Origin of the sequence: Rhizobium sp. RU33A (assembly GCF_900156055.1) — a bacterium.
In the GTDB taxonomy this organism is placed as follows: domain Bacteria; phylum Pseudomonadota; class Alphaproteobacteria; order Rhizobiales; family Rhizobiaceae; genus Allorhizobium.
The window spans coordinates 521,464-534,530 of record NZ_FTMQ01000001.1; the positions used below are offsets into that span (position 1 = coordinate 521,464).

12 protein-coding genes and 1 tRNA gene are annotated in these 13,067 nt (G+C 61.1%); all 13 read left to right on the forward strand.

Translation table 11 applies throughout. The features are described from left to right. Position 1: 1 nt before the first annotated feature. The 13 genes from BW978_RS02580 to BW978_RS02640 all read left to right on the forward strand — a co-directional run bounded on the left by BW978_RS02580 (position 2) and on the right by BW978_RS02640 (position 13,066). Entirely contained in the window at positions 2–463 is a 462-nt protein-coding gene (locus tag BW978_RS02580) for an arsenate-mycothiol transferase ArsC (RefSeq protein WP_076391929.1), read from the forward strand. Positions 464–606: 143 nt separating this feature from the next. Further along, complete coding sequence (gene infA, locus BW978_RS02585; RefSeq protein WP_004435948.1) at positions 607–825, forward strand: translation initiation factor IF-1; 219 nt, start codon at positions 607–609, stop codon at positions 823–825. A gap of 40 nt (positions 826–865) precedes the next feature. Beyond that, complete coding sequence (locus BW978_RS02590; protein ID WP_076391931.1) at positions 866–1,486, forward strand: Maf-like protein; 621 nt, start codon at positions 866–868, stop codon at positions 1,484–1,486. Between the two features lie 2 nt (positions 1,487–1,488). Then, positions 1,489–1,701 carry a DNA gyrase inhibitor YacG gene (yacG, locus tag BW978_RS02595; RefSeq protein WP_054149033.1) on the forward strand — a complete coding sequence of 71 codons (213 nt, stop codon included), beginning with the start codon at positions 1,489–1,491 and terminating at the stop codon, positions 1,699–1,701. A 206-nt stretch (positions 1,702–1,907) separates the two neighbouring features. Next, a tRNA-Phe gene (locus tag BW978_RS02600) sits at positions 1,908–1,983 on the forward strand. A 308-nt stretch (positions 1,984–2,291) separates the two neighbouring features. Continuing rightward, positions 2,292–2,855: a TetR/AcrR family transcriptional regulator gene (locus tag BW978_RS02605; protein WP_083697466.1), complete on the forward strand. Its 564-nt coding sequence runs from the start codon at positions 2,292–2,294 to the stop codon at positions 2,853–2,855. A gap of 24 nt (positions 2,856–2,879) precedes the next feature. Next, entirely contained in the window at positions 2,880–4,037 is a 1,158-nt protein-coding gene (locus BW978_RS02610) for an efflux RND transporter periplasmic adaptor subunit (protein WP_076391935.1), read from the forward strand. Between the two features lie 35 nt (positions 4,038–4,072). Continuing rightward, positions 4,073–7,144, forward strand: a complete 3,072-nt coding sequence (locus BW978_RS02615; protein ID WP_076391937.1) for an efflux RND transporter permease subunit — start codon at positions 4,073–4,075, stop codon at positions 7,142–7,144. A 531-nt stretch (positions 7,145–7,675) separates the two neighbouring features. After that, positions 7,676–9,274, forward strand: coding sequence for an ABC transporter substrate-binding protein (locus tag BW978_RS02620; RefSeq protein WP_076391939.1), 1,599 nt, complete (start codon positions 7,676–7,678; stop codon positions 9,272–9,274). A gap of 162 nt (positions 9,275–9,436) precedes the next feature. Beyond that, on the forward strand, positions 9,437–10,441 hold the full coding sequence (locus BW978_RS02625) for an ABC transporter permease subunit (RefSeq protein ID WP_076391942.1): 1,005 nt from the start codon (positions 9,437–9,439) through the stop codon (positions 10,439–10,441). A 14-nt stretch (positions 10,442–10,455) separates the two neighbouring features. Beyond that, on the forward strand, positions 10,456–11,364 hold the full coding sequence (locus BW978_RS02630) for an ABC transporter permease subunit (RefSeq protein ID WP_076391944.1): 909 nt from the start codon (positions 10,456–10,458) through the stop codon (positions 11,362–11,364). 2 nt (positions 11,365–11,366) lie between these two features. Next, positions 11,367–12,215 carry an ABC transporter ATP-binding protein gene (locus BW978_RS02635; protein ID WP_076391946.1) on the forward strand — a complete coding sequence of 283 codons (849 nt, stop codon included), beginning with the start codon at positions 11,367–11,369 and terminating at the stop codon, positions 12,213–12,215. 8 nt (positions 12,216–12,223) lie between these two features. Next, positions 12,224–13,066: a dipeptide ABC transporter ATP-binding protein gene (locus BW978_RS02640; protein ID WP_076393144.1), complete on the forward strand. Its 843-nt coding sequence runs from the start codon at positions 12,224–12,226 to the stop codon at positions 13,064–13,066. Position 13,067 lies beyond the last annotated feature (1 nt).

The window sequence follows — 13,067 nt, forward strand, 5'->3', positions numbered from 1 at the left end:
GATGACCGAGGGCGCAAACGAGAACCGCCGCCCCTCGCGGCCGAGCGCTGTCCTCTTCATGTGCGGCCAGAACGTCATTCGCAGTCCCATGGCCGAGGCCATCGCCCGGCAGGCTCTGCCGTCGGGGACTTGGGTCGCCTCGGCCGGCGTCAAGAAGGGCGAGCGCGATCCCTTCGTGGATGTCGTGCTGGACGAGATCGGCCTTTCGCTCGGCCGCCGCCAGCCCCAGACGCTGGAGGATATGGAAGACGACTACTTCGACCTGGTGATTACCCTGACGCCGGAAGCCCATCACGCAGCCCTCGAGTTGACCCGGTCTTCCGCAGTCGAGGTGGAATACTGGCCGATGCCGGATCCAACGGTCGAGACCGGCAGCCGCGAGCAGCGGCTTTCCGCCTATCGCGACGTGCGGGATCGCCTCACAAAGCTGATCCGGGACAGGATGGTCCTCGCCCCGGATTAGCGGCGGTTTCGCCCCACCTGAAACAAATTCCAAAAGCCGAATCTACAAGGTTCACAAATGCCGGGCGATTGTGTAGTTTCCGCCCACATTTTCAGGGGCCCCTTGTGCGCCCCTCCTAAAACCCCAAGAAAGACAACCGCTCTATGGCAAAAGAAGAAGTCCTCGAATTCCCCGGCGTCGTCACGGAATTGCTGCCGAACGCCACCTTCCGCGTAAAGCTTGAAAACGAACACGAAATCATCGCCCATACCGCGGGCCGCATGCGCAAGAACCGTATCCGCGTTCTCGCCGGCGACAAGGTCCTGGTCGAGATGACCCCTTACGACCTGACAAAGGGCCGTATCACCTACCGCTTCAAGTAAACCTTGGGCCAAGACCTTAAGGCTTGAGGAGCGCGTTCGGATGGAATTGAGACAGAAGCTGATTTTGGCCTCCGGGTCGCCGCGCCGCGTGGATCTCCTCAAGCAGGCAGGTATCGATCCCGCACGCCTGATGCCGATGGATCTCGATGAGACTCCGAAGAAGTCGGAGCATCCGCGCTCGCTCGCTCGCCGCCTGTCGGCAGACAAGGCGAGGGCGGCTCATCTGCAGGTGCGCAAGGATCTGACCTGGGGCGATAGCTACATTCTTGCTGCCGACACCGTGGTCGCGGTCGGGCGCCGCATCCTGCCCAAGGCTGAACTGATGCAGGAGGCCTCCTCGGCCCTGCATCTTCTGTCGGGCCGCAGCCACTGGGTCTTCACTGGGGTCTGCCTGATCGCCCCTGATGGCAAGCTGCGCCAGAAGATCGTCGAGACCAAGGTCCGCTTCAAGCGCCTCTCCGGCTACGACATCGAATGCTACCTCGCGTCAGGCGAATGGCGTGGCAAGGCCGGTGCCTATGCCATCCAGGGCATCGCCGGCAGCTTCGTCCAGAAGATCGTCGGCTCCTACACCAATGTCGTCGGCCTGCCGCTCTTTGAGACGTTGCAGATGCTCTCGGGCGACGGCTATGACGTGCATACGGGCTGGACGGAGGGCTGACCATGGCGGACGGAGACGAACAGCGGACCGCCAAGGTCGAGCCGCTGCGCAAGACGCGGCCATGCCCCGAATGCAGCCGTCCCTCGACGCGGGACAATTACCCGTTCTGCTCCGATCGCTGCCGAAATCTCGACCTCTCTCGCTGGCTGAAGGGCTCCTACGCCATCCCGGTTGCCGACGACGAGTCCAAGGCGGACGACGACTACCGCGACTGATCGCTCGCCGGCCGTAAAGCCTGTTCGCGACCTCCCCCGATCCCCTTGTTCTCGTTCATCTTTCAGCGATTTTCACATCTTCTTCAAAAAAGTGGTCGAAGCCGCTGGACATGGCCGAACAAGATGTTATAACCCCGCTCGCTCCCGGGGAAACGCCCCGGCGGTCTTGAAATAAAGACCGGCAGGCTTTGCAAACAAGCCGAGATGCCCGGATAGCTCAGTTGGTAGAGCAGCGGATTGAAAATCCGCGTGTCGGTGGTTCAAATCCGCCTCCGGGCACCATTCCCCGAACTTAAAAGATTGAACGTCTCCTCATCCCTTGGGTTTTGCGCAAAGCGTTTGCTTTGGCGTCCTTAAAAGGTCGGGCGTTACATCTGCATCTTAGGTCTTTCTTCACGGTGATCGGCGCTTCCTATTCCCGCACGCAGTGGTTCTGCGGCGCTGCTGGACCAAGCCCGACATTTTCACAGGCTGTCCTCTCATCTGATTGACCGCTGACGATTTTTGATTTACGACTGACGAAATCCGAATATCGTCAGTCGTAAATCATCATGACCCCGAGCACAGTCCAATCCACCGAGACAGCCGATATGGCCACCCGCATCCTTGAGGCGGCGGAGGGGCAGTTTCGACACTATGGCTATAGCAAGACGACCGTCGCCGATGTGGCGAAGGAACTCGGCATGTCGCCTGCCAACATCTACAGGTTCTTCGGCTCGAAGAGCGAGTTGCTGGAGGGTGTCTGTGCCCGCCTCTTGCATCAGAGCCTGTCAAGCGCCCAATCCATCGCCGCCCTGCCGGTCAGCGCCGAGGAAAGGCTGCGCCGTTATTCCATGACGCTTTTCGAGTTCACCGTGGTCACCATGCTCGATGAGCGCAAGGTGCATGACATGGTCGTGGCCGCGATCGAGCAGAGCTGGGGTGTCATCGATCAACATATCGACGAGCTGCAGGCCATCCTGACCGACATCATTGCCGAAGGCATGGAAAAGGGAGAGTTCGCCAAGAGCGATCCGGCCCATGCGGCGCGCTGTTTCGGCGCGGCGACCTCGCCATTGCACCATCCCCAGATGGTCGCCCAGTGTATCGGCAAGACCAATCGCGCTGGTCCGGAAGACCTGACCGAATTTGCCATCCGAGCCCTCAAAGTCTGAGACCCCCGCAGGGGAGGAACCACTATGTCCGCCAGCGTCCGCCTGTCCCTGACTGCATTGTCACTTTTCGCCGCCTTCGGGCTCGCAGCCTGCACGGAAGGCGGGGCAGAAACGGTGGAACAGCCGAGCCTTCGCCCCGTGAAGGTGATCGAAGTCGAGGCGCCGTCGACCGCGCGCGAATTGCGCTATTCCGGAACGGTGAAGGCCCGCAGTGAGGCCGCCGCCGGTTTCCGGGTGGCTGGCAAGATCATCGAGCGCCTGGTCGATATCGGCGATCGGGTGATGCCGGGCGATGTTCTGGCGCGCCTCGACGTGACGGATTACCAGTTGCAAATGCGCAGTGCCGAGGCGAGCCTCGCCGCAGCCGACCGCCAGCTGGAAACGGCCGACTTTGCCCTGAAGCGTGCTGACGCCCTTTACCGCCAGCAGGTGACGACGAAGGCGCAGCTCGAGCAGGCGCAACTCACCTATAACCAGGCCCTCGCCACCCGCGACAGCCAGCGTTCTTCGCTGGAGCAGGCGCGAAACCAGGTCGCCTATGGTGAGTTGAAGGCCGACAAGCCGGGCATCGTCACCGCCATCGGCGCGGATGCGGGCCAGGTTGTGGCGGCAGGCAGCCCGGTCGTCACGGTCGCTGCCGATGGTGAGAAGGAAGCACTGATCGCAGTGCCGGAGAACGAGATCTTTGCATTTGCCTCGGGCAAGGAGGTCGAGGTCGGCTTCTGGTCGAAGGATGGCCTTGCCCTCAAGGGAACCGTCCGCGAAGTTGCGGGCAGCGCGGATGCAACGTCGCGAACCTTTGCCGTGCGCATCACGCTTCCCGACAATCCGCAGATCCTGCTCGGGATGACTGCGCGTGTGACGGCGCTGGCACCATCGGACAAGAGCCTGTTCGAACTGCCGCTTTCGGCCCTTGCCCAGGATGCCGCCAAGCAGCCGAAAGTCTGGACCGTCGATCGGACCGACGCCACGGTCCATGCGCGATCGGTCACGATCGACACGTTTTCCGATACGGGGATCCAGGTGTCTGCAGGCCTGAAGCCCGGTGATCTCGTGGTCGTGGCAGGCACGCAGTTCATGGCGGAAGACATGAAGGTGCGGCTGGCCGACGAGAACCTCTCGCGTTCGGCCGAGGCTGATCCTGCAACCGCCACCGTCACGCCCGACGCCGCCACCCGGTAAGCCCCGCGCCCCCCTACCTTCGGGACATTTCAATCATGACAAACTCTCCTGTCGAACCGGGCTCGTTCAACTTGTCCCGTTGGGCCATCGCCCATCCCAGCATTGCCCGTTTCCTCTTCGGCCTGATCATTCTCACGGGTCTCTTCGGACTGATGCGGATGGGCCAGAAGGAAGATCCCGACTTCACCTTCCGTGTCATGGTGGTGCAGGCATTTTGGCCGGGTGCATCTCTGGCCGACATGCAGGATCAAGTCGTCAACAAGATTGAGCGCAAGCTGCAGGAGACGCCCTATCTCGACTGGGTCAAGTCCTACACCCGGCCGGGTTCGGCGATCATCACCTTGCAGGTGACGGGCAATACCGATGCCAACGACGTGGCTGATGCCTTCTACCAAGTGCGCAAAAAGGTCGGCGACATCGAGAACGAGCTTCCCGAAGGCTTGCTGGGCCCGTACTTCAACGACGAGTTCGGCGATACCTACATCACGCTCTATGCCCTGACCGGCGATGGCTACAGCTATCCCGAGCTCAAGCAGCATGCGATCCAGGCGCGCGATGTCCTCTTGTCGACCGAAGGGGTCGAAAAGGCGGTAATCCTCGGCGACCAACCGCAGAAGATCTTTATCGAAGTATCGTCCAAGGCACTCGCCGAACGCGGATTGACCTTCACCGATCTTCAGAGTGCACTTGCAGGCCAGAATGCGATCGATGCCACGGGAAGCATCGACACGGGATCTCGATCGGTTCGCATATCCGTCGATGGCGGGTTCTCCGCCGCAGAAGACATCCGCGAACTGCGCCTGAATTCCGGCAACCAGGTCACGCGTCTGGGCGATATCGCCACCGTGACTGAAGGTCTCGAGGATCCCTATCAGCGCAAGTTCCGGTTCAACGGCAAGGACTCCGTCCAGGTCGGCGTCGTCATGGCCAAGGGCTTCAAGGTGACAGATGTCGGTGATGCCGTGGAGGAGACGCTGGAGCGTTTCGAGGCGACCCTGCCGATCGGTCTGGAGGTCTCGCAGATTTCCAACCAGCCGGAAGTGGTTCGCGAGGCGATCGGTGAATTCATGAAGGCGCTCGGCGAAGCCCTGCTGATCGTGCTCGTCGTCTCGTTCGTCTCCATCGGCTGGCGCTCTGGCCTCGTGATTGCGATCGCGATCCCGCTGGTGCTCGCCGCAACCTTCGCCGTCATGTATGAACTCGGGCTCGACCTGCAGCGCATCTCGCTCGGAGCCCTGATCATCGCGCTCGGCTTGCTGGTCGATGACGCGATGATCGTCGTCGAGATGATGGAGCGAAAACTGGAAGAGGGGCTCGACAAGCTGGATGCAGCGAGTTTCGCCTATTCCTCGACGGCCTTTCCGATGCTCACCGGAACGCTCATCACGACTGCCGGTTTCATCCCGGTCGGCTTCGCGGAATCGACCGCCGGTGAATATGTCCGCTCGCTGTTTTATGTCGTGGGCATCTCCCTGGTCATCTCCTGGTTCGTCGCCGTCTACTTCACGCCCTGGCTCGGTTACATGATCTTGAAGCAGAGGGCCCATGCCGGCAGTCACCACGACGCTTTCGACACGCGGTTCTATCGTCGCCTCCGTGCGACCGTCTCCTGGGCCGTCGAGCACCGCATCATCGTGATCGTCTCGACGCTCGCCATCTTTGCAGTCAGCCTCTGGTCGTTCCAGTTCATCCCGAAGAACTTCTTCCCGCAGTCGTCACGCCCGGAAATCCTTGTCGACATGTGGCTGCCCGAGGGAACCTCGATCAAGGAAGTCGAGGCCGAGGCCAGACGCCTCGAAGCGGAATTGCTGACCGATCCGGATCAGCGCTTCGTCGCAACCTATGTGGGCGAGGGCGCGCCGCGCTTCTTCCTGCCGCTCGACCAGCAGCTGCGCAATCCGAACTATGCCCAGCTCTTGGTCATGGCGAGAGACGAGGATGCGCGCGAACGTCTGATCACCAAGCTGCGCATGACGCTGGCGGAAGACTTCCCCTCGGTGCGAGGCAAGGTCGATCGGCTGTTTCTTGGGCCGCCGACCGGATGGGCTGTGCAGATGCGTGTGAGCGGACCGGAGCGGGACGAGGTGCGCCGCATTGCAGATCAAGTGAAGGCGCACTTCAACCAGAATCCGGTTCTGCAGGCTGTTCACGACGACTGGCTCGAACCTGTCCCGGCGATGACGCTGGTCGTCGACCAGGATCGTGCCCGTGCCCTCGGCGTCTCGTCACAGCGCCTGCGTCAGATGTTGCAGGCGACGATGAGCGGTGCGCCGCTCGCCGACGTTCGTGCCGGTGAGGAAACAATCTCGATCGTGGCACGGGAGCCGGAGGATAGCCGCCGCCTGTTGACGGCTGTCAACTCGATCTATGTCCCGACCGATCTCGGTGCCTTCATCCCCTTGTCGCAGATCGCCAAGGTCGTGCCGAAGCTGGAGCAGGGGATCGAGTGGCGTCGCAATCGTTTGCCGACGATCACGGTGCGGGCCACCCTGCCGGATGGCGTGCAATCGAACGATGTCACCTTGAAGATGTTCGACGAGATGCAGTCCTTGCGCGACAGTGTCCCCGCCGGTTACGCGATCGAGATCCAGGGCGGTGTGGAGGACAGCGCCGAGAGCCAGAATTCGATTGCGGCCAAGGCGCCGATCATGCTGCTGGTCATTGTGGTTCTCTTGATGATCCAGCTGCAGCATTTCGGCAAGGCTATGCTGGTGCTGGCGACCGGACCGCTCGGCATCATCGGGGCCGCCGCCGCGCTCCTCATTTCGGGCGCCCCCTTCGGATTTGTCGCGATCCTTGGCGTTATCGCCCTGCTCGGCATTATCATCCGCAACTCGATCATCCTGATAGATCAGATCGACCAGGACATCGCAGCGGGCATGGAGCGACGTGAAGCGATCATCGGCTCGGCTGTCCGCCGCTTCCGCCCCATAATGCTGACGGCGCTGACCGCAGTCCTCGCGCTAATCCCGATTTCACGCGGCATCTTCTGGGGGCCGCTGGCTTACGCGATGATGGGCGGCATTCTCGTTGCAACCGTTCTGACTATTCTGGTCCTGCCTGCAGCCTATGCTTTCTTCTTCGGTCGCTCTCCCCACAAAGCGTGACCGAAGGAGAGGAGGAGAGGGCCCCAAGCCTCTCCTCCTCTCCCCCTTTTTGCCGTGCTGATAGCTGCTCGTTTCATTGTTTTTTTTGATCGGTTGATAAATTTTCTTTCCGTTGCTAGACCACCTCGACTCGGCCAGCCGTGCTTGTCATTTTGCGACGCACCACTAGGTATAGCCTTGTTTCTCAGGCTCCATCAAAGATCTCTAATGTTCGATGAGTTCCGAAAGCGACCTGTCGTGCTAGAAAACATTTGAACTGCCATCTGTCGTTTGTGGCGAAAACCAGACCAATTCTGTGACGGAATTGAGCCGAATCTCTCTTTACAACGTTTCCGAAGGCGATAAGACACTGCATCAGTGATCGGGTGGACGACCTCTGCTGCTTGTCAGATTACGACGCGCGGCTGGAAACCCTTCGATCGCCGGAAGACCGGTTGACCCCGACCTTCACAAAACACGGGCGCGATCCACGCGCCGCGGGACCAAAAGAACCGGCGAGGACGCTCGTCCTTTGCCTTTGGGAGACTGTTCATGAAAACCAAGTTCGTACTTGCAGCTGCAGCACTTGCTGCCGCAACTTTCCTGTCGGGCGCGGCCAGCGCCAAGACCTTCGTTTACTGCTCGGAAGGATCGCCGGAAGGCTTCGATCCCGGCATGTACACCGCCGGCACCACGTTCGATGCCTCCGCACATCCGATCTACAGCCGATTGATGGAATTCAAGCCCGGCACGACCGAAGCCGAAGCCGGTCTGGCGGAGAGCTACGAAGTCAACGCCGAAGGCACCGAATACACCTTCAAGCTGCGTCCGGGCGTCAAGTTCCACACGACCGAGTTCTTCACCCCGTCGCGTGATTTCAACGCCGATGACGTGCTTTTCTCGCTGGATCGCCAGCTGAAGGCCGATCATCCGTGGAACCAGTATGTTGCCGGCACCTCCTGGGAATATGCCGCAGGCATGGGCTTCCCCGAGCTGATCAAGTCGATCGAGAAGGTCGATGACATGACGGTCAAGATCACCCTCAACAAGCCGGAAGCGCCGTTCCTCGCGAACCTTGCAATGCCTTTCGCATCGATCGTTTCGAAGGAATATGCCGACAAGCTCGAAGCTGAAGGCAAGAAGGAACAGCTGAACCAGATGCCGGTCGGCACGGGTCCGTTCTCCTTCGTCGGTTACCAGCAGGACGCCGTCATCCGCTACAAGAAGAACGCCGATTATTGGGGTGGCGCGCCGAAGATCGACGATCTCGTCTTCGCGATCACCACGGATGCCGCCGTTCGTTACCAGAAGCTCAAGGCTGGCGAATGCCACCTGATGCCGTTCCCGAACGCTGCCGACGTCGAGACCATGAAGTCCGACCCGGCTCTGACGGTCATGGAACAGGAAGGCCTGAACGTCGCTTACCTCGCCTACAACACGACCCAGGCTCCGTTCGACAAGCCGGAAGTGCGTAAGGCGCTGAACAAGGCGATCAACAAGGAAGCCATCGTCGACGCCGTATTCCAGGGCATGGCGACACCGGCCAAGAACCCGATCCCGCCGACCATGTGGTCTTACAACCAGTCCACTCAGGACGACGCGTATGACCTGGAAGCTGCGAAGGCAGAACTCGAAGCCGCCGGTGTGACCGGCCTTTCGATGAAGGTCTGGGCAATGCCGGTTTCGCGCCCCTACATGCTGAACGCACGTCGCGCCGCTGAAATCATCCAGGACGACTTCTCCAAGATCGGCGTCACCGTCGAGATCGTCTCCTACGAATGGGCCGAGTATCTCGACCGCTCGAAGGCCAAGGATCGTGACGGCGCCGTCATGCTCGGCTGGACCGGCGACAACGGCGACCCGGACAACTTCCTCGACACGCTGCTCGGCTGCTCTGCCGTCGGCGGCAACAACCGCGCTCAGTGGTGCAACGAGGAGTTCGACGCCCTGGTGAAGAAGGCCAAGGTCACCTCCGACCAGGCCGAGCGCACCAAGCTCTATGAAGAAGCACAGCTCGTCTTCAAGCGCGAAGCGCCTTGGGCCACGATCGACCATTCGCTCTCGATCGTCCCGATGCGCAAGGAAGTCTCTGGCTTCGTCCAGAGCCCGCTTGGTGACTTCACCTTCGAAAACGTCGACATCGCCGAGTAATCGGAACACGCAATCTTTCGCCGCGGGCCCTGGCCCGCGGCGTTTGTCGTTGATGCAAGACCAATCTCGCGTCATGCTCGAAAGCTCAGGTGAAGCGTTTCGGGTAACCACAGATGGCCTTGGTGCCGTGGTTCGACCTCCCTTAAACAACAGGTCTCACACATGTTTGGCTTTCTCCTGCGACGGCTCGCCGTCTTGATCCCGACCTTTCTCGGCGTCTCGATCATTGCCTTCGCTTTCATCCGGCTTCTTCCCGGCGATCCGGTTGCGCTGCTCTCCGGTGAGCGCGTCATGTCGCCCGAGCGTCACGCACAGATCAGTGCGCAGCTCGGTCTCGACCGTCCGCTCGTCGTCCAGTATTTCGATTATCTCGGCGGCGTCCTGACCGGTGACTTCGGCACTTCGATTGTCTCGAAGAGCCCGATCATCGACCAGTTCTTCGCGCTGTTCCCCGCCACTGTCGAATTGTCCCTCTGTGCGATCCTGCTGGCCGTCGCGATCGGCGTTCCCGCCGGCATTATCGCGGCGATCAAGCGCGGCTCGTTCTTCGACCAGACGATGATGGGCATTGCGCTCGTCGGCTATTCCATGCCGATCTTCTGGTGGGGCCTCCTGTTGATGATCCTGTTCTCCGGCATCCTGCAGTGGACGCCGGTATCGGGCCGCATCTCGTTGATGTTCTTCTTCCCACCGGTCACGGGTTTCATGCTGATCGACTCGCTGATCTCCGGGCAGAAGGGCGCCTTCGCCTCGGCCGTCAGCCATCTGATCCTGCCGACGATCGTGCTTGCGACCATTCCTCTCGCCGTCATCGCGCGGCAGACGCGCTCGGCCATGCTGGAGGTCCTGTCGGAGGACTATATCCGGACGGCCCGCGCCAAGGGTCTCTCGCCTTTCCGCGTCGTCAGCCTGCATGCGCTGCGCAATGCCATGATCCCGGTCATCACCACGATCGGCCTGCAGATCGGTGTCCTGCTGGCCGGCGCGATCCTGACCGAGACGATCTTTTCCTGGCCTGGCATCGGCAAGTGGATGGTCGACAGTGTGTTCCGCCGTGATTACCCGGTCATCCAGGGAGGTCTCCTCCTGATCGCCGGCATCATCATGGTCGTGAACCTCATCGTCGACCTGCTCTACGGCCTGATCAACCCGCGCATCCGCCACTAGAAGGATAAAGTCCCATGGCAGAGACAACAACCAGCCAGCCGGTTTCGAGCGCTCAGATGCGCCGCCAGATGCTGGCCGAATTCTGGTTCTACTTTTCCGAAAACCGCGGCGCCGTTGCAGGCCTCGTCGGTTTCGTCGCTCTCGTGCTGATCGCCGTCTTCGCCGGCGTCATCGCACCCCATTCGCCCTTCGAACAGTATCGCGATGCCGTGCTCCTCCCACCGGCATGGCTGGAAGGTGGCAACTGGAGCTTCCCGCTCGGCACCGATCCGGTCGGTCGCGACATTCTCTCGCGCCTGATCTACGGTTCGCAATACTCGCTCTTCATCGGTGTGTTCGTCACCACGCTGTCGCTGACAACGGGCATCGCGATCGGCGTCATCGCTGGCTACTACGGCGGCTGGCTCGACACCGCGATCATGCGCCTGATGGATATCATCCTGGCCTTCCCGTCGCTGCTTCTGGCGCTCGTGCTCGTTGCGATCCTCGGCCCCGGCCTCACCAACGGCATGATCGCGATCGCACTCGTCTTGCAGCCGCATTTCGTCCGCCTGACCCGTGCTGCGGTTATGTCGGAAAAGACGCGTGACTACGTGACGGCCGCACGGCTCGCCGGTGCAAGTCCCTTCCGCCTGATGTTCAAGACGATCCTGCCGAACTGCATGGCGCCGCTGATCGTCCAGGCCACGCTCTCCTTCTCGAACGCCATCCTCGATGCAGCCGCCCTCGGCTTCCTCGGTATGGGTGCCCAGCCGCCGGCACCGGAATGGGGCACGATGCTCGCCGAAGCGCGCGAATTCATCCTGCGCGCATGGTGGGTCGTTACCTTCCCGGGTCTCGCCATCCTGATCACCGTTCTCGCCATCAACTTGATGGGTGACGGCCTGCGCGATGCGCTCGATCCCAAGTTGAAGAGGTCCTGATCATGGCACTTCTCGAGATTCAGAACCTCACCGTCCAGTTCGAGACGGCCAGTGGTTGGTTCAAGGCCGTCGATGGCGTGTCGATGTCGGTCGAGCCGGGTGAAGTGCTCGCTATTGTCGGCGAGAGCGGCTCCGGCAAGTCTGTCGCCATGCTTGCCGTCATGGGCCTTCTGCCGTGGACGGCGAAGATCACCGCCGACAAGATGGAATTCCAGGGCCGTGACATCCAGAAGATCTCGGCAGCCGACCGGCGCAAGCTGATCGGCAAGGATGTCGCCATGATCTTCCAGGAGCCGGTCGCAAGCCTCAATCCCTGCTTCACCGTCGGCTTCCAGATCGAGGAAGTCCTGCGCCTGCACATGGGCCTCGGCAAAAAGGAATGCCGCGAACGCGCCATCGAGCTTTTCAAGCTCGTCGGCCTGCCTGATCCGGCGGAGCGCCTCAACCACTTCCCGCACCAGATGTCGGGCGGTCAGTGTCAGCGCGTGATGATCGCGATTGCGATCGCCTGCAATCCGAAACTCCTGATCGCAGACGAGCCGACAACCGCGCTCGACGTGACGATCCAGAAGCAGATCCTCGACCTCCTCATGAAGATCCAGGCCGAGACCGGCATGGGCCTCATCATGATCACCCACGACATGGCTGTGGTTGCCGAGACCGCGGACCGCGTCATCGTCCAGTACAAGGGCCGGAAGATGGAAGAGGCCGATGTGCTCTCGCTCTTCGAAAACCCGAAGAACCCCTATACCCGCGCGCTGCTTTCGGCCCTGCCGGAAAACGCCACCGGCGACCGCCTGACGACGGTCTCCGATTTCCTGGCCGCCGCAGAAACGGGAGGTGCCGCATGACCACAGAGATGCAAACCCCGATGCTCGAGATCCGCGACGTCAAGCGCGACTACCGTGTGTCGCAAGGTCTCTTCAAGGAAGACAAGATCGTACACGCGGTCAAAGGCGTCTCCTTCAAGCTCGACAAGGGCAAGACGCTCGCCATCGTCGGCGAAAGCGGTTGCGGCAAGTCCACGCTTGCCCGCATCCTGACCTTCATCGATGAACCAACGGCAGGCGAATTGTTGATCGACGGCCAGAAGGTCGACTTGCGTCCGGGCCATCTGACAGCCGACATGCGCCAGAAGGTGCAGATCGTCTTCCAGAACCCCTATGGTTCGCTCAATCCGCGCCAGAAGATCGGCGATGTGCTCGGCGAGCCCTTGCTCATCAACACCAAGATGAGCTCGGTCGAGCGGCGCGAACGTGCAACCGAAATGCTGGTCAAGGTCGGCCTCGGTCCGGAGCACTATAACCGCTACCCGCACATGTTCTCGGGCGGCCAGCGCCAGCGTATCGCGATCGCCCGTGCGCTGATGCTCAATCCCAAGCTGCTGGTGCTCGACGAACCGGTTTCGGCGCTCGACCTCTCTGTCCAGGCTCAGGTCCTGAACCTGCTTGCCGACCTGCAGGAAGAGTTTGGCCTGACCTATGTCTTCATCAGCCACGACCTCTCGGTTGTCCGCTACATCGCCGACGAGGTGATGGTGATGTATTACGGTGAGGCCGTGGAATACGGCACGCGTGATGCGGTGTTTTCGGATCCGCAGCACGAATATACGCGCACGCTGTTTGCCGCGACGCCTCGCGCCGACGTGGAATCGATCCGCGCCCGCATGGCCAAGCGCCAGGTGGTAGCAGCGGCCGGTTGAT